At 38.8% G+C, this 25,557-nt stretch carries 17 protein-coding genes and 1 riboswitch; of the genes, 9 read left to right on the forward strand and 8 right to left on the reverse strand.

Annotated elements, in window-relative coordinates; translation table 11 throughout:
• Nucleotides 1-23 precede the first annotated feature (23 nt).
• Nucleotides 24-1,295 carry an MFS transporter gene (locus tag FXW34_RS07755; protein ID WP_147533406.1) on the forward strand — a complete coding sequence of 424 codons (1,272 nt, stop codon included), beginning with the start codon at nucleotides 24-26 and terminating at the stop codon, nucleotides 1,293-1,295.
• A gap of 55 nt (nucleotides 1,296-1,350) precedes the next feature.
• Here the strand turns inward: FXW34_RS07755 and FXW34_RS07760 are convergent, their stop codons facing one another.
• The 6 genes from FXW34_RS07760 to FXW34_RS07785 form a co-directional block, all read right to left on the reverse strand.
• Nucleotides 1,351-2,151: an ABC transporter permease subunit gene (locus FXW34_RS07760; RefSeq protein ID WP_147533407.1), complete on the reverse strand. Its 801-nt coding sequence runs from the start codon at nucleotides 2,149-2,151 to the stop codon at nucleotides 1,351-1,353.
• 56 nt (nucleotides 2,152-2,207) lie between these two features.
• On the reverse strand, nucleotides 2,208-3,005 hold the full coding sequence (locus FXW34_RS07765) for an ABC transporter permease subunit (protein ID WP_147533408.1): 798 nt from the start codon (nucleotides 3,003-3,005) through the stop codon (nucleotides 2,208-2,210).
• 6 nt (nucleotides 3,006-3,011) lie between these two features.
• Complete coding sequence (locus FXW34_RS07770; RefSeq protein ID WP_147533409.1) at nucleotides 3,012-3,896, reverse strand: ABC transporter ATP-binding protein; 885 nt, start codon at nucleotides 3,894-3,896, stop codon at nucleotides 3,012-3,014.
• A 93-nt stretch (nucleotides 3,897-3,989) separates the two neighbouring features.
• Nucleotides 3,990-4,613, reverse strand: coding sequence for a TetR/AcrR family transcriptional regulator (locus FXW34_RS07775; protein ID WP_147533410.1), 624 nt, complete (start codon nucleotides 4,611-4,613; stop codon nucleotides 3,990-3,992).
• 185 nt (nucleotides 4,614-4,798) lie between these two features.
• A complete protein-coding gene (nrdG, locus tag FXW34_RS07780) occupies nucleotides 4,799-5,281 on the reverse strand; it encodes an anaerobic ribonucleoside-triphosphate reductase activating protein (protein ID WP_147533411.1) in 483 nt (160 codons plus the stop codon).
• Between the two features lie 63 nt (nucleotides 5,282-5,344).
• Nucleotides 5,345-7,192: an anaerobic ribonucleoside triphosphate reductase gene (locus FXW34_RS07785; RefSeq protein ID WP_147533412.1), complete on the reverse strand. Its 1,848-nt coding sequence runs from the start codon at nucleotides 7,190-7,192 to the stop codon at nucleotides 5,345-5,347.
• 299 nt (nucleotides 7,193-7,491) lie between these two features.
• A riboswitch (guanidine-I (ykkC/yxkD leader) is annotated at nucleotides 7,492-7,596 on the forward strand.
• A 63-nt stretch (nucleotides 7,597-7,659) separates the two neighbouring features.
• Between FXW34_RS07785 and FXW34_RS07790 the strand changes: the two genes are divergently transcribed.
• Nucleotides 7,660-8,007, forward strand: coding sequence for a DMT family transporter (locus tag FXW34_RS07790; RefSeq protein ID WP_147533413.1), 348 nt, complete (start codon nucleotides 7,660-7,662; stop codon nucleotides 8,005-8,007).
• The gene (locus FXW34_RS07795) at nucleotides 8,007-8,321 is read left to right on the forward strand and encodes a DMT family transporter (RefSeq protein WP_147533414.1); all 315 of its coding nucleotides are present in this window, start codon (nucleotides 8,007-8,009) and stop codon (nucleotides 8,319-8,321) included. Before FXW34_RS07790 ends, FXW34_RS07795 begins: the two co-directional genes overlap by 1 nt.
• A gap of 502 nt (nucleotides 8,322-8,823) precedes the next feature.
• Here the strand turns inward: FXW34_RS07795 and FXW34_RS07800 are convergent.
• Together FXW34_RS07800 and FXW34_RS07805 are read right to left on the reverse strand one after the other, a co-directional pair.
• Nucleotides 8,824-10,074, reverse strand: coding sequence for an ATP-binding protein (locus FXW34_RS07800; protein ID WP_147533415.1), 1,251 nt, complete (start codon nucleotides 10,072-10,074; stop codon nucleotides 8,824-8,826).
• A 160-nt stretch (nucleotides 10,075-10,234) separates the two neighbouring features.
• Nucleotides 10,235-18,457 carry a glycoside hydrolase family 94 protein gene (locus FXW34_RS07805; RefSeq protein ID WP_147533416.1) on the reverse strand — a complete coding sequence of 2,741 codons (8,223 nt, stop codon included), beginning with the start codon at nucleotides 18,455-18,457 and terminating at the stop codon, nucleotides 10,235-10,237.
• Nucleotides 18,458-18,712: 255 nt separating this feature from the next.
• Between FXW34_RS07805 and FXW34_RS07810 the strand changes: the two genes are divergently transcribed.
• The 6 genes from FXW34_RS07810 (at nucleotide 18,713) to FXW34_RS07835 (ending at nucleotide 25,509) form a co-directional block, all read left to right on the forward strand.
• Nucleotides 18,713-20,134 (forward strand): ABC transporter substrate-binding protein, encoded by a 1,422-nt coding sequence (locus FXW34_RS07810; RefSeq protein WP_147533417.1) that lies wholly within the window; start codon nucleotides 18,713-18,715, stop codon nucleotides 20,132-20,134.
• On the forward strand, nucleotides 20,118-22,649 hold the full coding sequence (locus FXW34_RS07815; protein ID WP_147533418.1) for an EAL domain-containing protein: 2,532 nt from the start codon (nucleotides 20,118-20,120) through the stop codon (nucleotides 22,647-22,649). The genes FXW34_RS07810 and FXW34_RS07815 overlap by 17 nt, the downstream gene beginning before the upstream one ends.
• 129 nt (nucleotides 22,650-22,778) lie before the next feature.
• Nucleotides 22,779-23,129 carry an ASCH domain-containing protein gene (locus FXW34_RS07820; protein WP_147533419.1) on the forward strand — a complete coding sequence of 117 codons (351 nt, stop codon included), beginning with the start codon at nucleotides 22,779-22,781 and terminating at the stop codon, nucleotides 23,127-23,129.
• A gap of 274 nt (nucleotides 23,130-23,403) precedes the next feature.
• Nucleotides 23,404-24,147, forward strand: coding sequence for a F0F1 ATP synthase subunit A (gene atpB, locus FXW34_RS07825; RefSeq protein WP_147533420.1), 744 nt, complete (start codon nucleotides 23,404-23,406; stop codon nucleotides 24,145-24,147).
• A 13-nt stretch (nucleotides 24,148-24,160) separates the two neighbouring features.
• Nucleotides 24,161-24,547 (forward strand): F0F1 ATP synthase subunit B, encoded by a 387-nt coding sequence (locus tag FXW34_RS07830; protein ID WP_147533421.1) that lies wholly within the window; start codon nucleotides 24,161-24,163, stop codon nucleotides 24,545-24,547.
• A complete protein-coding gene (locus FXW34_RS07835) occupies nucleotides 24,547-25,509 on the forward strand; it encodes an AtpZ/AtpI family protein (RefSeq protein ID WP_147533422.1) in 963 nt (320 codons plus the stop codon). Before FXW34_RS07830 ends, FXW34_RS07835 begins: the two co-directional genes overlap by 1 nt.
• The last annotated feature ends 48 nt before the right edge of the window (nucleotides 25,510-25,557 follow it).

Raw genomic sequence — 25,557 nt, forward strand, 5'->3', positions numbered from 1 at the left:
ATAGATTTCTAGGAGGAAAACCTATGAAAGGTTTTACGAAGGAAGAGAAGAGCTGGATATTTTACGATTGGGCAACTTCCGCTTATTCAATCATCATCTCCACCGCGGTCTTTCCATTGTTTTATAAAGCATCTGCAACAGATGCGGGGGTGTCTGCTGCCAATTCAACAGCTTACTTGGGCTATACGATTTCGTTCGCCACCTTCTTACTCGCAATCCTCTCTCCCATTTTAGGGACGATTGCAGATTACCAAGGCTTTAAAAAGCGATTTTTCAGCTTCTTTTTTGGCTTAGGTGTTTTGTTTACAGCACTTTTAGCCGTTGTACCTCATGAGCAATGGTTACTTTTATTGATTTGCTATACTGTGGCGGTTATTGGTTCTTCTGGAGCCAATATTTTCTACGATGCCTTTCTCGTCGATGTCACGAAAAAGGATCGGATGGACCGCGTATCCGCTCGCGGCTTTGGAATGGGCTATATCGGAAGTACCATCCCGTTTATCATCAGCATCGCCATCATTATGCTAGCCCAAAATGGAACCCTTCCAATTTCTGTAACAATCGCTAGTAAAATCGCCTTTTTAATCACCGCAATTTGGTGGGGATCTTTTGCGATTCCGATGTTCCGAAACGTTCAGCAGCGTTACTATATTCCGCCGGAGCCACGCCCTGTTTTTAATAGCTTTAAGCGGCTGGGTAAAACCTTAAAGGAAATTCGAAAATACCGGGCTTTATTTCTATTCCTACTCGCCTATTTCTTATACATTGATGGGGTAGATACGATTATTACGATGTCGACAGCCTATGGAACTGATTTAGGGATTGATTCAACCAATCTTTTAATTATCCTATTTGTTACTCAGGTTGTAGCAGCCCCTTTTGCTATCCTATACGGAAGATTGGCAAAAACCTTTACAGGTAAAAAGATGCTATACGTCGGAATTATTATTTATATTTTTGTTTGTATTTACGCATTTTTCTTAAAAACCACAACTGATTTCTGGATTTTGGCAATGATGGTTGCGTCCTCACAGGGCGGGATTCAAGCATTAAGTCGGGCTTATTATGCAAAGCTTGTCCCTAAGGAAAATGCCAACGAATTCTTTGGTTTCTACACGATATTCGGAAGATTTGCAGCGATATTAGGACCGCTCTTAGTTGGAGCAACTGCTCAACTTACCGGCAATTCATCTAGTGGCGTGTTCAGCCTTGTAATCCTGTTTGTAGCGGGACTCATCATCCTCTCACGCGTACCTGAACCGGATGCCGAACCTGAACAACAAACCCAACTTTAACACAGTAAAGCGGTGGGGGACTGTCCCCCACCGCTTTACTGTGTTAAAGTACCTTTTAAATGTTTAGGTCTCGCTTTTTAAAGAAGGTGTAGGTGACGAAGGTGAGAACCCCTATTAAAACTACAGAGATGATCACATAGATTGCCTCTATTCCCTCACCAAACATGACATTTGCTGCTTCAAAGTATTTGAATGGTGTCAGATATTTCAAGCCTTCGAGATTTTCATTCAACGCAATAATAATCGATAATAGGTAAGTTAGTAATAGAATCCCTGTCGCCAACGATGCTGCTGTTTTGGGTTTCCGTTTTACTGAAGCAAGCGCTGCACCAATCGTCATAAATAACACCTGGGAAATAAACATTCCTACCATCGTAAGTGCTATATCTTGATTAACTGCTTCACCATTCGTATTGTATTTAGCAAGAATTGAAACCAATGATACAAAAGTAACGATATTTAAAATCACCACATTCAAAAATGCTGCCGACAATTTTGCTGTAATCACTGTATTTCTAGCAATTGGCTTAACAAACAAGAATTCTGAAGTTTTATCGCGCTCTTCCTTAGCAATAATCGACGCACCTAACATCGCTGCATGGATGGTCGCCATTAAAAGTATATATAAGTACAAGATAGAATAATAACCACTCAGCGTCGATAAATCCACATCGCCAAATCCCAAAACCGCTTTTAATGATTGTGGAATATCCTTCATTAAGTCATTGATGGACTGACCTGACGAGGAATACGCTTCATATTTCCCCATACCGGAAAGCACCATCAAAAACATCCCAACGCTCCATAGAATAAGCGACTTACGGTGCGCTTTCATTTCTCTCCAAAACACATTCATTCACAAACCCTCCTTTATGCCTTTACGTTCAAAAACAAAGCACAAACTGTTCAACCTTACAATGTGTGAATATCCTTTTTTCTATATATAAAATAACTCAAGGCTACCGCAAGCAAAAAAATGATCCCACCAGCAAGTAAAAATTCCCCTTCAAAACCGGCATGCTTCATAATATAGGCCGTATCGAAATATTTAAATGGAGAAATAAACCGTTTTGCACTTTCACCTGACGTGTCACTTAACATGCCCAGAAAATAGAAGGCAAACACAGTTGCTAATGATACCGTCAGAACAGATCTAATTTTTTGAAACATAACCGACACGATAAAACCGATAGAAAGAAAGATGAGCTGAATAAACAATAGTGTAAGTGAAAGCAACAAAAAGATTTTAATGCTAAAATCAGCGGTCTTTACTTGTTCCGCCGTAAGGATCGCCGCAAGCAAATAAGCAATATTTGTGATAACAATTGAAGCTAATGCTGCTAAAAGTTTTGCGGTGATTACCGCCGAACGAGTAACTGGCTTCGTTAATAAAAAATCTGCAGTCTTCTCACGCACTTCCCTACTAACAATTGAAGTACCAAGATTCATAGCCTGAATCGCTCCACATAACGTAATAAATGCTAACGGAAAACAATAGAAGCCCAAAATCGAATAAAAATCCGCATTATTAACACCTAATGCAATCCGTACCGCTTCTGGATAGCCCTCCATAATTTTAGTAAACTGCTCTGCATCCTTAGCAAAGGCTGGATAAAACGACAAATATAGAATCGCAAGCAATATTAAAGAAACAGACCAAATAATCGTTGACTTACGGTTTGCTCTCAATTCATGCCAAAAAATATTCATAACGTTCTATTCCTCCTTTTCGTAATAATGCATGAAGATCTCCTCTAAGTCAGGCTCTTCAATCCAAAGATTCGCTATCTCTACCTCAGTAATTTTCCGCAAAATATTATTGATGTTTCCTTTAAAAAGAAAACTAATTGTGTTACCTTTTATTTCTAGTTTCGTTACCCCGTCTACTTGGAAATGCTCCGGCGCTAGTACCGTACGCGAATCAATTTTTATTTTTTTATAATTATTTTCCTGTAATGTACTAATCTTTTCGACTGTGACTAACTTACCCTCTTTAATAATGGCAACCCGGTTGCATAAACGTTGAACCTCACTCAAAATATGAGAAGAAAATAGAATCGTTGCTCCTTTTTTATTTTCCTCCTCAAGCAAATGAAAGAATTTCTGCTGCATCAGTGGATCAAGACCACTTGTAGGTTCATCCAAAATAATCAATTTTGGTTCATGGAGAAGCCCTTGAACAATCCCAACTTTTTTCTTATTTCCAAGTGATAGATCATCAATTTTTTTCGTTAAATCAAGGTCTAATATTTCAGCTAATTCTTTAATTCTTTTGCTGCAATCCTTTTTATAAAAACTAGCTGAGTATTTTAAGAGGTCCATCACCTTCATATTGTCATAGTAAAATACCTCTGAAGGTAAGTATCCAATCTGTTTTTTTATTTCGGGAGCATCCTTAACAATGTCCTTGCCAAAAATTTTGGCAATGCCGCTTGTAGGATAGATTAATGACAAAAGCGTTCGGATGGTCGTCGATTTCCCAGCACCATTCGGGCCAATAAATCCAAAGATTTCTCCTTCCTCCACGTTAAAGCTAATGTCAGTAATTCCTCTCGACTTCCCATACATTTTGGTCAAATTATTAATCTCAATTACGTTCATCGTCGACCTCTCCCTTATCAAGCGAAAATGTATTTGAAAGCAGATGCCTCTAGTATCATCTACTTTTGAAAAATAAAGATTGATTTTCTCATACTACTTATAAAAGGCTTCTCTTAAAATATCGAGATAGGCTTCCATTTCATTCATGAGTTCATCTAAAAAGGCTTGATTAAACTCTGCTGCTATCGCTTTATCTTGCTGTTTGTGGGCAAATCCTTCTAAAGACCAAAAAATGATATTTAGTGTTTTTTCGATATCGAGACCATCTTTAAACATAGTCACATCAATATCTCCAAACATATCTTTATAGCCGCTATCTATGAGCTGTTTATTTTTCTTGTCAATATCACTTTTTACCTCAGGCGCATCTTCTTTAAAAACGCTTTTTAAAAAATTAAACATTTCTGGGTACTTTTGAAATAATTCAAACTTTAAAAAACCAATATTTTTATATCTCTTAAAAAGGTCTTTATTGGTCCAATCGATCTTTTCAAGAATTTGTTTCATCGATAAATCCATGAAATGACTATATAAAAATAAATACATGTCCTTCTTATTATTAAAATAATGAAATAATAACCCTTTTGAAATTTCTGCTTCTTTAACAATTTCATTAGTAGAAGCTTTTTGGTAGCCTTTATAGGCAAATTCCTTTATGGCAGCATTTAGGATACGGTCCTGTTTTTCCTCTGATAAGCTTTGAAATTTTGAAAACATTGGATTCACCTCCATTGATTTCAGTCATTGACCACTTCGGTCAACTTCAGTATATTCCTATTGACCAAAATGGTCAATAACATTTTATCTTTATTTTTCGCCAATACAAAACCACCTATGCATAGTGATTTTATGGTACAAAAAAAGCTTACCTCTACATGCTTCTGAGGTAAGCTTAGTCCCGATTAATTTTCAAAGAAATGTATTCGACCTTCATTTAAACTCCTTGGTACATCAATAATCCGCTGATTACTGCTGCCTTTATACAGCAAACTTAAATCGCGCTTTGACATCTCAAACGGCCCATCCACCAACACATCAATCTGCTCTAAAAGGAGGCGATGATGAGGATTAGCAAGGAGGTCCTCGAACAGATAACCTGTATAGCACCAAATATTTTTCCCGGAGATTTTCAACTTTTTCGCTAATTCACTAACGTCTTGACTTTGGAAAAATGGGTCACCGCCACTTAACGTAACTTGGGTAAGCTCATTTTCGATAAGCTCTGCGACAATTTCATCCCGTGACATGTCAGTCCCATTGTCGATATTCCAGCTTTGCGGATTGTGGCAGCCATGGCAGCGGTGTGGACAGCCAGCAAAAAATACCACGCTTCTAAAACCTGGCCCGTCAACAATGCTGTCATGTAGTATATTGATAACCTTCATGAAACCACCTTCTGACTGTGTTGGAAAAAGTGTTGGCCGCACTCGACCAACACTTAATGAAAATTAATGATGATGAATCCGATCCCGTTCTTCGCTTCGTTTACTATTATTCCATTTTTCTAAGCTTCCTACTAAGTATCCGGTAATACGACGAATCCGTTCGATTTTTGATTCATCATGATTCCCGCATTTTGGGCATTCGTTTTCGATAATGCCTTTATGGTTGCAGTCAAGGCATCTGTCAACTGGATGGTTGATACTGCCATAACCAACCCCGTATTTATGCATTGCCCGTACGATAGTATCTAGGGCATCGATGTTCTTGCTAGAATCTCCATCTAGTTCGATGTAAGTGATATGGCCAGCATTCGTCAATTCATGGTACGGCGCTTCAATCTTTATTTTTTCAATGGCCTTGATTGGATAATAAACTGGGATATGAAAACTATTTGTAAAATAGTCACGATCCGTAACGCCAGGAATGAGGCCGTGTTTTTCCTTCGCTTTTTTCAATGCTTTCCCAGCAAATGACTCTGCCGGAGTCGCAAGCAGCGTGTAATTCAAGCCGTATTCCTCTGTCGCCGAATCCATTTTACCACGCATATATTTAATAATGTCATAGCCTAATTGAGCAGATTCTTCACTCTCGCCATGGTGCTTACCTGTCAGCTGCACTAGTGCTTCAGCCAAACCGACAAAGCCAATTGACAAAGTTCCCTGTTTTAAGATTTCAGTCAGCTTCTGGTGTGGATGCAGCATTTCACCATTCCACCATATACCTTGTCCATAAAGAAATTTAAAATGAGCAGCGGATTTCTGCGCTTGATACAAATAACGCTCATAAAGCTGCTTCGTTGTTAAGTTAATGTAATGATCCAACTTGCCAAAGAAATCCATCACACCATCTGATTCAATCGCAAGTAGCGGCAGATTGATGGTTGAGAACGATAGATTACCACGGCCATGTGGAGTCTCCTTGCCGTTGATGTTGGAAATAGTGCGCGTTCGGCACCCCATCGTGGCGACTTCGCTTTGCGGCGTGCCATCATAATATTTTAAGTTAAACGGTGCATCCAAGAACACATAGTTGGGGAATAGCCGTTTTGATGTTGTTTCTAATGACAATCTATAAAGATCATAGTTCGGGTCACCTTCGTTAAAATTAACACCCGCTTTCACCTTAAAGACGATAATTGGGAATATTGGCGTCTCGCCGCCACCCAAACCACCTTGTGTCGCCAAAAGTAGATTCTTTGTTACCATTCGGCCTTCTTTTGAAGTATCCGTACCTAAATTAATGGAAATAAATGGAACCTGGCCACCACCCCGCGAATGCATTGAATTGGAGTTATGGATGAACGCTTCACACGATTGGAAAACCTCTTGGTCCGTTAACTCCCAAGCTTTCGCTTCGATGACGCTTTCTTCCATTTCTCCTACCATCAATTCCTTAATCATCTTTTTCTTTTTTTCAAACGTCATTCTTACATAAGGGGCCAAATCATAATCGAAAGTAGGAATCGATTGTCCACCATGCTGGTTGTTTTGATTAGCCTGAAAAATAATGCTTGTTAACGCTAAGGCACTCGTAATGCTTCTAGGTTCACGCATATGACCATGTCCAGTGTTAAAACCGCCTGTTAAAACCTTTGCCAGCGGGATTTGACTACACGTCGTAGTGCCACTTGCGTAGAAATCGAGATCATGAATATGAATATATCCTTCTTGATAAGCTTGCTTAACATCTTCATCTAAAAGATGATCAATTACAAATGATTTTGCTGAAGATGAAGCGAATAGCATCATCATCCCCATTGGCGATAATCCATCAACATTGGCATTTTCCTGCACCAAATCTTTATTACTACTGTTAACTATCTCTCTAAACTCTTCATACAGTTTGGATTTCATGTACATTGCCCCTCTTGGAAATAACTATATTTAGTAGCCCGAGAATTATGTTATCACAACATGTGGTGTTCATTTGTGAAAAAATCGTTTAGTTTTTGTGACATTTTGGAAATCCCTCCAATATTTTTTTGAAAATATATTGATTTTACTAATAACAACATTTGCGTATTTATTTCTATCTCTATAATGTTTTTTGCCCTTTGTTACCGATTCCTAGCTCTCCCCTGAAGAAGTCATGGAAAAACTTAATAGTTGAAGCATTTTCTTATTTTTTATAAAATAAGGCTTAATTGTATAACGAATAGGTTTTCTAGGGTTCCGCAAGCACCAGTGTTGCTTGGTCTGGTCCGAGAGAAAACGCACAGCACGCAGCTGTGACACGGAAGGATAAAAGCCTGGGAGATACTATTATTAGTGTTTCCCAGGCTTTTTTTGGTTATTTTATATTGGAGATGGAGTGAACAAACTTGAACACAGAATGGATTAAAGTATATATTGCGGCTGTATTTGAGGTCATCTGGGTATCGGGTTTAAAGCATGCAGATGATCCATTGACTTGGTTCGTTACGATTATTGCTATTGCTATTAGCTTCTACGGTTTTATTTCTGCTGGAAAAAAACTACCGATGGGGACAGTTTATGCGGTATTCGTAGGACTTGGCACAGCGGGAACAGTAATTGCCGAAATCATCTTTTTTAGTGAGCCGATTAAAGTATCCAAATTGCTATTTATTTTGCTTCTATTAATCGGAGTTATTGGGCTGAAGTTTGTGACGGAAGAGCCTAATGCTGAAACGGAAGGGGCTGAGTTATAATGGCTTGGTTTGCGTTAATTTTAGCCGGCTTCGGTGAGGTTTTTGGAGTTGCGATGATTAGTAAATACCATCAAGAGAAAAAATGGTATTTTATGACTTTACTGGTAATTGGCTTTGGTATGAGCTTTCTCTTATTGTCATATGCGATGCAGTTTATTGCGATGGGGACCGCTTATGCGATTTGGACCGGGATTGGCGCCTCCGGAGGAGCGATTATCGGTATGCTCTTCTTCAAAGAATCTAAAGACTGGCGCAGAATTCTCTTCATCACCCTCATCATCGCCTCCGTCATCGGCCTAAAACTCACATCATAACTTCTCCGCTTTAAAGTGGCGGGGGACAGTCCCCCGGCACTTTAAAGCGATGGTGTTGGTTTTGATTTGGTGACGAAGTTGTGAACTTTATGCGTTTTATGGTATTTTTCATGCCTATTAGCTTTTCAGCGAGAAAAAATGATGTCTCTTTTCTCAAAAATCAATTTATAGAGACCTTTTTATTAAATATCTATAAGATATTTGCTTTTTTTTAGAAAAGAAAAATCGAACACAATATTTATGCTCGACTTTTAAGAAAATATGCTCGGCTTTTGAAAAAATATGCTCGGCTTTTCGGAAAATATGCTCGAAATTAAAAATATATGCTCAACTTGAAATTTTGAATGCTTAGCTTCCTAGCTATTTGCTCGCAAAGTCTTCTATTTGCTCAGCTTATTCGTTTTATGCTCCACATGAACTCCCCTGAACTGCACACCACTGCCATGACCAAGCCCTATGCGTAGCACTAAACTAAATTAAATTAAACTAAACTAAACCAATTTCATTCTGCTTCTATACTTGGAAATTGGAGAGTAAAGGTCGTGCCTTTGCCTTGTTCGCTCTCGATTCTGATTTTCCCTTTCATTGCTTGGACGAGCTGAAAGGAAATAGTGAGCCCGACGCCAGTTCCCTTTTCTTTTGTTGTATAAAAGGGGGTTCCAAGCTTTTTCAACTGATTTCTTGTCATTCCTTTACCGCTATCTATGATTTTAATTTTAATCTCTCGGTTAGATTCATACGTTTTCACCTTTAAAGTTCCACCGATATCCATCGATTCAATCCCATTTTTGATGATATTCACTAGTACCTGTTTAATTTCGTTTTTATTACCCTTAATAAACAAGTCATCCTCAATTTCTGTTTCAATTTTAATATTTTGGATGTTTGAATAAGACGTCATCAACTCAATGGTTTTCTTTACTTCATCAGATACGTTGATTGGACTAAATTCATCGGTATTTGGTCTCGCTAATGACAAGTAATCATTAATAATGGATTGGGCATGATCTAATTCATTAATGGCAATATCTATGTAATTTCTATGCTGTGAATCCAAATTTTTATCATCAACCATTAATTGCAGAAAGCCACGGACCGATGTCATTGGGTTCCTTACCTCGTGAGCAACTGATGCAGCCAGTTGACTAATAACATTCAATTTTTCGGCTTGCTGTAACTCCTCACGCAGTATTAACCTTTGATCGACATTCTGAATGATTATCATGACAACAATTAAACAAATCCATGTAATAACATAAAACACGAGCATGAACCAAATTTGCTTACCTTCATTTTGAGCCATTAACGCCAAAATCACGATCACCGTATTCGCCCAAAATACTAGACTTGCAAATATTAGCTTTTGGTTTTTTTGTAAACCGGATATTTTCTTGGCTGATAATATTAGAATAATACCTGTAATAGTATAATTTATTAAAATAACATAAAATCCATCGCCACCAATGATATATCTAAAAATCAGCAGAGCAACTGTAATAATGACTCCAGGGAAGGTGCCACCATATAGGAAGGCTATTATGAATGGAATAATTCTAAAATCGTAAATATACCCTGTTGAAAACTGAATCGGTGAGGACATAGCCAGACTTAAGATGACCAGCATAATGATGGTCAATTTTGATAAAGGCTTCCGTCGCTCGCTATTTTTCTCGTTGAAAAATAGGTGGTAAACCAATATAGGGAAAAGTACGATTAGTACTTGATATAAAACTAGCTCAGCATGAAAAAACATTCTAATAAATCCTCCGAACATAATTGCTACGATTTCCACTTTGATATTATATTACATATCATAAAACTATTCTCTATATTCTAAAAATTATTAGCCCCAAAATAATAAGACAAAAAGCGCCACGTTCCAACAATAATTGAAACATGACGCCCTGAAAACCCTATAATATTAACTCTACTTTATACGCTTTCCCATCATCTTTAAGCTCAATATACGCCTTCGATTCATCATTTGCTAAACTGATTTTCTCACCATTAACAGTTAATGAACGCTCCCTATTTCCTTCGTTTTTCACATTAATCATATAACGTGTATTGCCAAATCGATAGGAAAGCGAAAAGCCTGGCCACTCCTGCGGAATACATGGATTAATATATAGCTTATCACCACGACGACGAATTCCAAGAATCCATTCCACTCCTGCTTGATAGAGCCAACCAGATGCCCCAGTATACCAGGTCCAACCTGCATGCCCTTCATTTGGTGCTGCTGTATAGACGTCAGCTGCAACAGCATAAGGTTCACCTGTATAGGTCATCACCTCTCGGTCGGTCCGTGTATGCGTCATCGGATTTAGCATTGAAAACATCTCATGGGCCTTTTCGCCTTCATTTAGTAGGCACCAGGCCACAATACTCCAAATAACACCATGGGTATATTGAGCGCCATTTTCCCGCAAACCAGGAGGATAGCCTTGAATATAACCTGGGCTTGGTTCTGAACGATCAAATGCTGGTGTTAGCAGTTTTACAACACCAAGGTTCCGTTCAACCAGCTCACGGTCAAATGAATTCATGGCCTGAACAGCTCTTTCCTTCGGTGCCCCTCCAGAAATGACTGACCACGATTGGGCAATTGCATCAATACGACATTCTTCGTTTCCGATGGACCCAAGCCAATTACCTCCATCATGAAATGCTCTTCGATACCAATGACCATCCCATCCATGTTCATTTAAAGCTTCAATTAATTCATGTCGAGATTTAATAAAGCTTTCAGCTCTGTCTACATCACCCTGGTTTTTGCATATCTCAGTAAACCTACTTAATACATCGCAAATAAACCAACCGAGCCATACGCTTTCACCGCGACCCTTCACACCAACTTGATTCATTCCATCGTTCCAGTCACCAACACCAATTAGTGGTAGACCGTGCTCACCAATTCTACTCAATGCCTTATCAATCGCACGCAAGCAATGCTCGTAAACTGATCCAGTTTCAGATGATATCACCGTCGGCTCATAGCGTTCATGTTCATGCTCCTTAAGTGGTTCACTAACAAGAAAAGGTGCCATTTCCGACAATATCGTATTATCACCTGTGTGTTCAATATATCGCGACACTGCATAAGGCATCCAAAGCAAATCATCTGAGAAGGTGGTTCGGATCCCACGTTCCGTTTCTTCGTGCCACCAATGCTGAACATCGCCTTCAATATATTGATGAGAGGCATGGAGAATTATTTGCTCCCTTGTTCGCTCAGGCATTGTGTGAAGTACCGCCAAGGAATCCTGTAATTGATCTCTGAAGCCAAATGCACCACCAGCTTGGAAGAAAGCAGTTCTAGCCCACATTCTGCACGCCAATGACTGGTATAACAACCAACCATTAAGCAGAAAATCCGTCTCCTGTGATGGTGTAGATACTTGGATTTGTCCCAAGTGATGCTCCCAAAATTGATGAACCTCTTCCATTGCTTGTTCGCAAACGGTTGGCTGTTTATATTTTCTAACCAAGCTTAAAACCTCACCCTGAGAATCCTCACAGCCTAATAACACATAGATAGTTTGTTGCTGATTAGGTTTTAGCTCTATTTTCGTTTGAACAACCCCACAAGGATCATAATGAGGACCAGTGCGTCCTGACAAGCCTAATCGTCCAAGTGCAGCTGGATGCTCCATCGTCCCATTTCTCCCGACAAACTCTTCACGGTCAGCAGTCCAGCTTAATTCAGCTGCTGAACCCCCTTCTGAAAATACACCTAGGAAAGCTATTGCATCTTTAAAAGTTTCTTGATAGTGATTTCGCGCTGTAATCACTTGCTCTTCATCTATCCAATCCGTGACAACATAAGGAGCAGTTGCTGACCGCTGAACTCCAAGGACCCATTCCGCATAATAAGTTAAGGAAACCTTTCTTTCCTCAGCAGAAGTATTTTGAAGGTTTATTTTAATTATCTTAACTGGATCCTCAACAGGCACATACACCGTCATATCATGTTTAATGCCATTGTGCTCATGATTAAAACGAGTAAAGCCCTTACCATGCGTGATTTTATACGGCTCCTGTTTAATGGCTGTAGAAGGTGTTAGCGACCATATCTCCCCGCTTTGTTCATCCCTTAGATAGGTCGCTTCTCCAGGAGTGTCCAAAACCGGATCATTTGACCATGGTGTCAGCTTGCACTCACGGCTATTCCGCCACCAAGTGTAGCCTGTACCTAACTCAGAAATGATGCTACCAAACCGTTTATTTGCGAGCACATTTATCCATGGAGCCGGCAAATGATTACCATTTTTAATCAAGATTCGATATTCCTTGCCATCAGGTGAAAAACCACCCCAGCCATTAAAAAATAACCAGTCTTTCGTCTCATCCACCATTGTCTGGCTTGAAATTTGGTAGCTTTTTCGATCTGAAACACTAGGAATGAACGGTTCAGGCAACGGAAGATCAATTTCTTTCTTAGGTAAACGCATTTGGGCAGATATACTTGGTCCACCTGCACGGAATTCAAGACGAGCGACCGATCTTAATAGATTCTTATCCTCATCCGTTAAGCGATTCGCAGGGACTACGTATACTCCAGCCATTCCAGCACCAAAACGGTCTACTCCATGCTCGGCAGCTTGCTGAAGTGCCTCCTGCAAATTCTGCTGATAGCCTTCTTCGGATTCATTTAAGAAAACTAGGTCAAACAACAGCCCCAGCCGCCTTAAATATTCGTGTCCAGTTAACATTTTCACTACAAACGGCATATGACTTCGATTCTCAATGGTTACTAAAATGATAGGGCGATCCCCCGAAACACCGAAGCTCCACAACCCAGATTGTCCCCGATTGTTTGCAAGTACGCTTTGTTGGCGCTCCTGTTTAAGCGGTGGAGTATACAAAACACGCCCTGCCAAAACTTGAAAATCAGTAGCAGTTTTGTTTGTCAATTGTAAATTGCGTAGTTCAATTTGCCCGCGATTCCACGCTAATTGAAACGCCCTTTCAACAGCCCTGTCTGGAGTGAAACGACGAATGATATCAATTGCTTCATCTCTTGTCTCACTAACAGATGTCACTGCGGCAAGCTGCACTGTCTCTCCTGCCTTTATGCTGACACGACGTCTCATCACAAATGCAGGGTCTGCTACTGAACCAACTCTACCGCGAAGCCGGGTTCTTATTCCCTTCGGCGCAGCTAATCGATAGCCACGACCGATAAAGCTAGATCGATCCGTTTCATACTCAATTGTGCCAAGTGTATCGCCTTCAACAATAAGCGAATGGGCCGACCATAGGATTTGATCCTTCTCCTCACGAGGTCTTCGTCCCGCGACAAGACAGCCTGATTCGGCATCGAAGGCGGTACGAATAAATAATTTACTGAAGGCAGTATGTGCTATATCAGCAATGGGATTTGCGAGACCAAGCTCGACAAATGAAGTAACCTCGAGAACCTTTGGCTCGGTGCTTGTATTCGTTAAGGAGATACGTCTCACCTCAGCGTTCCAATCAGCTGATACACATATTTCCATGCAGGTTTTCACATCGCCATCCACTCGCATGAACGTGGCGTGATCGAGACCAAATTGCACACGTTGCTCTGGGGATTCAACTTGGCATGGCTGATAGGACGGTGACCAAAGCTTATCTTTAGAAATATCACGAATATAAATATAGTTACCCCACGAATCCATCACAGGATCCTCGCGCCATCGTGAAACAGATAAGCCTTTATACTGTGTAAAACCACTACCAGTAGTTGTCACTACGGAAGTAAATGTACTGTTAGAAAGCACACAAACCTCCGGAACCTTAGTGTGAGGGGAAGCATACTCTCTTACAGATGCCTGATCCTGGGTAATTTTTGAATAAGGCTCATGCACCCTACTTAAGGCTGGATGTTTAATATATTTTGGTTTTTTCGGTATTCTTTCCTGCAATAACAATTCCGCTGAACGAACTTGTTTATTACGATGAAAGCGATCAATCATTGTTCTTGGCAGAAGTACGTTGGCAAGAGTTAACATGCTCATACCTTGGTGATGTGCCATAAAACTGCGAATCACAACATGTTGCTTATTTTTAGGCATCCGCTTTGGCGTAAAGTCCATGGCTTCGTAAAAACCATATTCCCCACGTCCTTCAAGCTTTTCAATTTTTTTCAAAGCTCGAAATGCCTCTTCCTTAGCAAATGGCAATGCCATAATTGTTGCATATGGCGCAACTACAAGATCCTCTTCAAGTCCACGTTTAAACCCTAAGCCAGGAACACCGAAAGCTCTGTATTGATAGTTCATTTGAAAATCAAAGGCATAGTAGCCTGATTCAGAGATTCCAAATGGAACTTCTCGCTCCCTAGCATAGTCAATTTGACGGCTGACAACTGAGCGATAAGTATTTTCCCAAAGCGTATTTTGATAAGTTTTCATAATCAACCATGGCATCAGGAATTCAAACATTGTCCCCGACCAAGAAAGTAGTACAGGATTTTTGCCAACCTTCGTCATCGTACGGCCTAAAGCATTCCAGTGTGACACGGATACTTGTCCTAACGCAATTGCAACATAGCTGGCAATTCTAGCTTCTGAGGCCATTAAATCATATAAAACCTCGTCCAATTCACGACGTTCAACATGATATCCTAACGAGAAAAGCTTTGAGCTATGGTTATAAAGCGGCTTAAAATCAGATTCCTGAATAAACTTTTCGATTCTTTCCAGCAACTGGCTTCCTCGTTCCCTCCATTCAACCTGATCATTCCTCCCACCTACAACCTTGCCAGAGGCTACTGGCATTAACTCTTCAGAAAATGCAATCTTTAATGAATCGCGTTCATCATTTCGATCGATTGGTTTATCAACCTCGCCATATGGCTCAAGCCATTCAGCCAATCCTTCTTTTACCGCAATAAGGCATCCAACTAAATTTCCCGAATCAACCGTAGAAACATATTTTGGCGAAAGTGGATTTAAAGTGACTGTATCGTACCAGTTATAGAGATGGCCTTTCCATTTTTCCATTCTCTCAATCGTTTTCATCGTCCGTTCCAAACGCACAATCATCCCCGGTGTATCGATAAAACCAAAATCTCGTGCAGCTAGTGTACAAGTTAAATACAGACCAATATTAGTTGGCGAAGTTCGGTGAGCCACACCATTTGGAGGCTCGATTTGGACGTTATCAGGAGGTAGCCAATTATCTTCTTCAGATACGTACCTTTCATAAAAAGACCAAATTTGCTTCGCCAACTCGCGTAATTCCGCTTCCTCTTGTTTTGAAAAACCAAGCTGTTCTTGCTTTGTAGGCTGATTGAGCCAATGAATAATGAACGGCGCACTGAGCCATATTGCACTAAGGATAAACCCAACGACCTGAACAATTGGGCTTTCATTCAAAATTGTAGCAATGAAAAAAAGACCAATCAGGATATATCCGCCAAGCATTCCAAACAGCACTGGTGAACCACTCTGCTTACTATTACGGTCCTCCTCACTTGAGGAAACCCACTCAAGCAATCGTTTTTTGGAAAAAATCAAGCGATATAACGCTCTGAAGATTCCATCCAATAATAAAACGATTTGAAAAGGTAATGTGACCAATGTAACCAAGACTTGACCAATTGTGTTAAGTATACTTTTGGGATTTTTTATTAACGCATTTACTGTTAAAAGCTGACGAATTACTGGAAGAAATAACGTAGCCAACACTACGGTAAGCCAGCGTAATGGCGAACCTGGTAATATCGTAAAACCTAGTAAAAGAATGATAAATAAGCTTGGTAGTAGGAGACTGCGGCGCATATTATCAATAATTTGCCATCGAGTTAAAACAGACAAATCAACTGGTAATAATTCCCCTCTTCGATTATATGATTTTCGCATTAGCCAGATGAGAAGCTGCCAATCCCCCCTGACCCAACGATGCTGACGTTTCTGATATGTATTGAATTTAGCAGGATGGCTGTCGACTAATTCAATATCAGAGAGCAAACCTGCCCTGAGAAAGCCTCCTTCTAGCAAATCATGGCTTAGTACACGGTTTTCCGGGATTCGCTCGCATAATACTTGTGAAAAAGCATCTACATCGAAAATTCCCTTGCCGGTAAAAATCCCTTGCTCTAAGCCATCCTGATACGGATCAGATATCGCAAAAGCATAAGGATCAATACCAGGCTCTGAAGACCATAAATTCGCAAAGCGGGAACGCATCGCAGACTCATGACTGATGCCAATTCTTGGTTGAAATACACCATAACCTTCAATTACTCTCGTTTTTGATTCGTTTAATATCGGACGATTATACGGTAAATGAAGTGTGCCTATCATTCTGTGTGCACTCTCGTATGGGAGCTGTGTATCAGAATCTAACGTAATAATATATCGAATCTGCTGTAAAAATTGACCGTCCTCAACAGAATAAAAGCTGGTGTCTTTACTTCCTTTTATCAACTCGACAAACTCTACCAACTTACCGCGTTTTCTTTCCCAGCCCATCCAAATACCTTCATTGTCATTCCACATCCGCTTTCGCTGAAAAAGATGGAAGGTGGTTTCTGGATAAGTCTTTCGCAATCGTTTAATTCCTTTATTAGCGGCGGCAATAATAGCCTCATCTTCAATATCAGTTTCTGTTTGAGCATCCTTAAAATCCCCAAGCACAGCAAAATGAAGATGGGGATCACGATTAGCCAAGTAATGCAACTCAAGCCGGTCGATTACCTCGCCTACCTCTTCTAACGATGACCATATGACCGGAATCACCACCATCGTCTTGGCATCCTCTGGAATACCTTTTGAAAAATCAAATCTAAGCAATGGCATCGGATGCTTAATTCGTTCAATTCCCCAATGTGTAGCTGTAATTGCCCATTCCAAGGTAGGCATTAATAAAACAACAATTAACAGCACAATATCTTGAGGACCAAAACGGAAATTCCAACCCATCCAAATTGAAAACACTACTAGAAATACAACTGTTGATGCAGCAATCGTATTAAAATACGTTCCAGTTGCACGGCGCAATAATCCTGATTCTGGAATTGACCGAGGCTTCCCACATTTTTTTAGTGCTTCATGTAAAAGTGTTATACCTTTTGCATCCAATAAGTAGTATGCAACAAAGGCATTTCGCTCTGAGATTTGGTTTCCATTTTCCGTGCATTCTTTCACATATTGCTCCGCAAGCTCAACCGCCTGAGTCGCAACTAAATTTTCAGGTAATCTAAATCGGCGTGCTAACTGTTCCACTTTTTTTCTTAAATTATTTCGACTAGAGAAATCTAGTTTCGCGTAATTACCAGTATTTTCTCTGCGGAGGGATTGTTCAACCATACTAATATTTTCAAAGGTTTCATCCCAATCCCAACGTGAAAGTCTACGTATACTCGTAATTAAATTCCCTGTTGTCACTTGGTAAGATGCTTGAAGTTGATATTCATACGATAGAATATGATCCAAGCTCTCTGGTCCATTTTCCAGTTTACAAATAAGCCATTCTCCAACAGTCGCAGAGTAATCTGCTCGCTCCCGAAGATGCTTAACTAAGTGGACAATCATCGGTCCAGATAGTGGCATTTCTTGACCCGCGTTATCGAGCACCTGTTTTAACTTTTCCGGTGTTAGCTCAGATGTTTCAATATCAGACAATAATTGATCGACAAGCTTACATACATCACGCCGTTCCTTAATCGTACTCATTATCTCGGATAGACGTCGGATCAACGCAACTCTCATTATTAACGGGAGAGACCATACTTCTCCAATTGACAAAACCGAAACCTCTTGATATGCCATTAAATATGAAATGAACGTGTCTTTATGCAAATTGCCATCACAATGTTTAAGATAATCTGTGCAAATAGAGAAAACCCTAGATTCCCCGCTTTTACTTAAGTGGGGTAGGCTGTTTACAAATTTTTTTGTTAATTGTTGATTTACAACCAACACCTGTTCTTCCAGGAATTCGGCATTATCCAAAAGCCATTCTTCAGCTGGTTGAGAACAGGAGGAACGATTTCCATGTAAATCATTTACAAAACTTCGTAGATTTTCAAAATCTGATTCAATTGCTTGCAAAAAATGGGCTGAAGACTTGCGGCGTAAAAACGGATCATGACTTAAGGCCGTCTTATGCGCCTCTTCTCTTAGCTGTTCTTTGTTTAAAATCATTTAGATTTCCCCCAAATATCTTTTAACAGTACTTGTGTATACTGATAAAATTTTCCCATTCTGTTCAAAAAATATGCACAAATGATCAAAAAAGCTAAAAATGGAGGAACTAAATTTTTACGTTTTGCAAAAGAATTATTATAGAAATAAAGTTTTATTAATTTTGTCATTTTTTTGACAAGTATGTGACTTCCGCACTAGACAAGGTTTAACTGATATAATAAACCTAGAATAATAATGGGGGTAGACTGTATTATGAAAACTAAAATAATATTTGTTATCCTGATATTCGTCTTTCTAGTAAGTTGCTCAGCGGACGAGACTACTAATAAAGAAAAAAATACTAATAAAAAATTAACCACTATCTCCATCATTGCCGATTCAGAGGATTCCATAGCACTATTTAAGCGAGAAGAAAAAAATATTGAAAATAAACTTGGCGTTAAACTCGAATATCATTACCCAAGTCGCTTAAACGACAATCTTGAAGATTTTTTGTTTGCTAGTAAAAAGACCTACGATATTTACATGCTATTTCCAGGGAAAATCCCTGAATATGTAACACGAGACATGCTTCTCCCATTAGATCATTACATTAAAGATACAAAGGATATTGACGATATCCTCCCTGTATACCGCAATTTATATATGCAGTTTGATAATCATGATTATGGTATGGTCTACGACGGCGATACTCATCTTTTGTTTTATCGAAAGGATATTTTCAAAAAATATAACGATGAATACAAATCAAAATATGGAAAGGATTTAACTCCACCACAAACTTGGAAAGAGTATGATCAAATTGCTGAATTTCTCACGAAGGATACTGACAAGAATGGAGAAATTGACTTATATGGCACAGCCATCTTTGGTGGTGAAGCTAAACGATACATTTGGTTTGCAGAACGCTACACTTCAATGGGTGGAAAATACTTTGATGAAAATATGAAGCCTTTAATTACAAGCAACGAAGCAGTACAAGCTTTGCAGGACTTAGTAGACTTAAATGATAGCGGAGCAACTCCGCCTAACTCTATGTACGATTGGATTGATTTAAATAATGCCTTCCTTCACGGCGAAATTGCCATGACAATTCAGTGGAGTGATACAGCTCGTTTTTCTTATGATAAAGAGAATTGGGGATCCACTGTACAGGATAAAGTAGGATGGACTTTAGTTCCTGCAGAAAAGCCGAACAATCCGCGTGGTGGGATTTGGATTGGACGAGTTTTATCGATTTCCAAGCAATCTAATCATGCAGATAAAGCTTGGGAAGTTATTTCCCATATAACCTCAAAGAAAGTAAGTCAAGAAGCAATCTCGAGCTTCGGAACAATCAATGATCCATTTAGATATAGCCATTTTTCATCAGGTGGTAAAGGCGCATTCCCACGTGAAGAATTGAACAAAGATTTATTAGCAGCGGTTAAAGAGAGCTTAAAACAGACTAATGCTGATATGATGATTCCAAGTGGTTGGGAATATATGCAAGTTTTAGATGAGAATATTTCATTTGCGTTACTTCATAAACTGACAGCTACTCAAGCCCTCGAAAAAACGGCAGAGGAATGGGAGGTAATTACCGAAAGAAATGGTCGTGATAAACAAGCGGCCCATTATCAGCAATGGTTAAGGCAACTGGAGGAGGTAAACCATAATGACCTGGCACAATAAGTTAGCCTTCCGATTTTGGTTAGCCATAAACAGTCTGGTACTAACCGGAATTATTTCGTTCAGTGCCATGAATCTATATCAAGAATCGTCACATCTTGAAAATGCTTTACGGAATGAAGGAACTACCGCTGCTAATACTTTAAACTCAGCGATTGGTTTATACATGTTAAAGGAGGACTACTCACAGATTACTCCACTCGCTTATTCTTTGCTGACTGAACCAAATATCGCATATGTAAGAATTAAAGATATCGAGGGAAATACGGTTATTCAAAAAGGAAATACCTCAATTGACAAAGAAGCCATTATCATAGAAAAGGTACCATTAGAGTATTTTCAGGAGAATGTTGGCGAGGTAGAAATTGCGCTGAAAACTGATACACTTCATGCTCAGAAACATGCGTTATTAATTGACATCATTTTGTTAACCATTTCAACTTCAATTGTATCACTAGTCATTTCTTATTTAATTACAAGAAGATTAGCACTACCCATTAATCGACTCATTTTGGCTACGAAGCAAATGATTGCTGGTAATCGCCAAGTGGCTGTTGAGGAAGATAAGATTTTTGAAATTCAACAATTGGCCATTGCCTTTAACGACATGACCAAAACAATTAATAATCATGAAAAGATATTAGTAGAAGAAATCAATAAAGCAACGAAGGACTTATCTGATAAAGTGTCAACGCTAGAGGTGCTCCAGAAAATTTCTAGTTCCGTTTTAAGTGATAACATTGAAAGAACCGCAATACTAAAAAACATCCTTACAAGTATAAAACATCAAAGTAAAGCGAGTAGAATTTCATTAGCCATAAAAAATAAACAGGAGCGATTATTCCTTCATGAACTTGATCAAAATAATGAATTCATGACTCTTGAGCTTGATGACGATACAACTGCCATTCACAGGGTTATGCAAACTCATAAAGTCTATATTCATAACAATCTTGATTATGAGAATTTATCGTATTTTGGTAAGAGATTGTATAATGAAGGAATGCATTCTCTATTAATACTTCCAATTATTATAAAAAACAAACCGATTGGTACATTTAACATTTCATGTGAAACTACTAACTTTTTCACCGAAAAAATGGTCGAAACATTATCTGCCTATACAAGCCAAATAGCACTTGCCTTGGATAGAATCGATGCGTATGAGTCGCTTCAATATTCTGCATATCATGACTATCTGACTGGGTTACCGAATTATCGTTTATTTAAAATCAGCTTAAATTCCATCATCAAAAAGGCAAAAAAAAATCCAAAAGCTATTTTTGCTGTCATTTTCCTTGATCTAGATCGTTTTAAGATGATCAATGATACTTTAGGTCATGCCAACGGTGATATATTACTTAAGCAAGTTGGAAACAAACTAGAAAGCACGTTAGATAAGGGTGACATGGTTACGCGTTTCGGCGGAGATGAATTTTCAATTCTACTACCGAATATAGAGAGCCGATATGAAGCAATCCAAATGGTTGAAAAAATCATCAAAATGTTTGAAACTCCTTTTAACATTAAAGAATACGAAATTCCGGTATCTGCAAGCATTGGGGTTGCCTTTTACCCAACTGACGGACTCGATGCGGAAAGATTGATAAAAAATGCTGACCGGGCCATGTACCGTGTTAAAGAACATGGTAAAAAAAGCTATGCAATATACGAAAGTCAGGAAGATAAATCTGTAAATCAACTTGTACTAGAGAATGATTTGCGGAAAGCGTTAGAAAGAAATGAGTTCGTAGTTTACTATCAGCCAAAAATAAATATTAAGAACGGTACCATATCCGGTCTAGAAGCGCTGGTGCGCTGGAATAGTCCGCATAAAGGAATCGTCTTTCCAGGTGAGTTCATCCCATTTGCCGAAGAAAACGGGCTGATTGTTCCAATCGGCGAATTTGTATTACGTGAAGCATGTAATCAGTCGATTGCTTGGCAAAAGGAGGGTATGCTTCCAATTAAGATTTCGATTAATCTATCGACTCGACAGCTACTCCAATCAAATTTACATGCAACGGTTGCAAAAATTATAAACGAATCCGGAATTCAACCAGAACTAATTGAATTAGAAATTACCGAAAGTATGACGATGGATATTGATCGATCCTTAGAGATATTGAATAAAATGAAGCAATTAGGTGTTAAAATTAGTGTTGATGATTTTGGAACAGGCTACAGTTCACTTAATTATTTGCGCAGATTACCAATTGACCGAGTAAAAATTGATCAGTCATTTATTAGGGATATGACAATTGATTCTAATAGTAAAGCATTGGTTTCAACCATTATTACAATGGCTCAGAATCTAAAGCTAAGTGTAACTGCTGAAGGCGTAGAAAAAATAGAACAAGTTCATTATTTACAACAACATCTCTGTGATGAAATACAAGGTTATTACTTTAGTAAGCCACTACCTGCCGACGAGTTTCAAGCGAAGTATAATAGCATATTACAAGAAGCAAAAAAGTGGAAAATTGACACACCATTCAAATCACCAAATGCTTCATAAAAAAGGCTGACACGAACTTGTCAGCCTTTTTTTTCATCATTTACAATTTTCCCATACTACACGCTAGATGCGAATAATTGATAGAAAAAAAGTAAAAACTAGAAAATATTTACACTGGGGGAATGTATCATGACTCAACATAAAAATCTTGAAGATTTACCACCAAAAACCTGTACGATTGACCGACTTGTGACGAAATCTGAAGATATCCAAAAAGTCATCCAAGGCAAAAAAACAGCCACTCGCCGAAACGGACGTTATGCTGATGTAGGAGAGGTAATGGAGATAAATGGGGAAAAATTCGTCATTGTACGTGTTTACTCACAAACACTTGGAGATTTATCTGATGAACACGCTCAACAAGAAGGATTTAATACAATTGAGGAATATAAAGAATCCATTTTATCGTACCACCCCGGGATGCCGTGGCTGCCAAAAATGCGTGTCTGGGTCCATGAATACAAAGCTTTTAATGAATAAAACCTAAATGAAATATCTTTCAAAATAACTACTAATATAATAATTAAGAGCCTGTTTCGTTATTTGATAAACTCTGAAACAGGTTCAGACATTATTAACCTCATAAGCATAGTAACAACATAATTATTCTGAATTTTTAATTTATTACTCTGATCCTAGTACCTTTTCCCTACTTTTTTATGTATAATAAAATTATCAAATAGATCATTTTCAAACTCCTCCACATAATTCCTCACCACTTTCTGTCAAATCTTTTCAGAAAGGAGGTTACATTATGCATTCAACCCGTCCGCTCGTACATGTATTTGGATTGACTTTCGACCTATCAATCATTCTTACTAGTACAGTCGCAGCACTTATCGTGCTCATTTTCGTATACGCCTGCACAAGAAATATTACCAACAAAAAACCTGGAAAAATGCAAAATATCATAGAATGGATCATTAATTTTGTTCAGGATATTATGATGAACTCCATTGGCAGTAAAGACAATTTCTTTATTTTAGCAGCCGGAGTTGGATTAATCCTTTATTTAATGATTGCCAACATTATGGGTATTCCATTTGCTGTTTTGATTGGTGAAGATCATACTTCTTGGTGGAAATCCCCTACAGCTGATGCGCACGTAACACTCACCTTAGCAATCATGATGATTGTTTACACCCACTTTATCGATATTCGCTTAAATGGATTCAAACATTATATTAAAGGGTTCTTTAGGCCGTTTAAAGCACTCTTTATCATCAATATTTTGGAGCAATTTGCTACCACACTGACACTAGGACTTCGGCTGTTCGGTAACATCTATGCTGGAGAAGTGATGCTTGCCATCCTTGCAGGAGCCGTTACTAACGGCTTTGACTCGGGCTGGTTAACCGGGATAGGCGCTGGGTTATTAACTGCGTTTCCAATGATTATTTGGCAAGCTTTCTGTTTATTTATCGGTGCAATCCAAGCATACATTTTTGTCACACTTTTCATGGTTTATATTGGTCAAAGATTAAACGAATCGGGTTAAGGGGGTGTTATTAATGGGGGATTTTGAAATCTTTGGAATGCCCGTCTCGTTGGGTACAATGATTTATCAAGCTATATTATTTACGGTGCTCATTTTTATTTTAAAAAACAAACTACTCAATAAAGTGGTCGAAGCGATGGAAAAGCGACGTGACACCATCGAAAATGAACTGAACCTTGCCGAAACATATAAATTGGAAGCAGAAGCGAATATGATGAGACAACGTGAGTTAACGGAACAGGCAACCCATGAAGCTCGAAAAACTATTGCCGCAGGTCGTGCCGAAGCAACTAGTATTGTAAAAGAAGCAAGGAAAGAGGCTTTAATGATTCGCACACAAGCATTCAATGATGGTCACCCTAAGAAGAAGAAGACGGTGCAAGGGGTGCGTGGTGCCTAATGAAATATGTATTCATTAAGGAACTCGGTAAAGTCGTTGAGAAGATTGATCTTGAGGAAGAAGCAAAATGGATTCATATCAAATATGCGAGGGGATCATTCCATAAAACTGCTTATATCCTTAGAAATGACCAAAAAGTTGCCCAAGACACGCTTGAAAAATTCCTTCGAGACTGTAATGCATCTGAGGAAATTATTGCAGACCTAAAAAATCCATTAAAAAAAGATGTGAAAAGTGCGGAAAAAAACTTCCAAGAATTTATTAATTTTCTGATTAAAACTTCCTCGGTCCATATCATGGGAGCATTCGCATTAGGTCTGTCTATTTTTGCTGGATACCTGCTTGGAGCAAGGTTGGACGAGCGGTTAAATAATTATCCATCCTTTACCGTTATCGGTTTAATGTTCGGGCTAGTGGTAGGCTGCCTCATTGGCTATGTAATGATGTATAAATACTTAGGAATTCTTTCGAAAAAGCAAATTAAAAGTTTAGACAAGCGAAAAATCAGTCCAGAAAATGTTGAATGGCTAGTGATTGAAGCCACTTTATATGATGTACAACGAGCGGTAAGAAATTATGCTGCAGATCTACCAAAAGGCATAAGTCGAACCATCCTAGTAAAAGAGGATTATAGTTTGGATTTTCAAAAACTTGCTCCATATTTAAAAGGAATTCCGAGTAAATCCTTTTATATGTCAAAAGAAACCTATGATATTTTTGAAGAAAAAGATAAACATATACCACCTATTATGGATACCGTTCAAAGAGCGGTGAATATGTTTTATAGAGCTAATGAGAAGTATCCCTTAATGCCTTATGATCCTATGCACCGAGTAAACTATTATCAACTCTTACAGGAGCACTACCTTCTGGAGAAACCAGAAATAGAGCTATATTTAACAGAATATAACGGCATTATTACCCATATTAAGCCTCAGAAAAAACGTGCTGGTGGATATTAATGTGTTTAATAAAAGTTGGCAGTTGCTGGTTCGTCAGTGGCTGCTTTT

Origin of the sequence: Bacillus marasmi, from assembly GCF_902168435.1 — a bacterium.
In the GTDB taxonomy this organism is placed as follows: domain Bacteria; phylum Bacillota; class Bacilli; order Bacillales; family Cytobacillaceae; genus Bacillus_BU; species Bacillus_BU marasmi.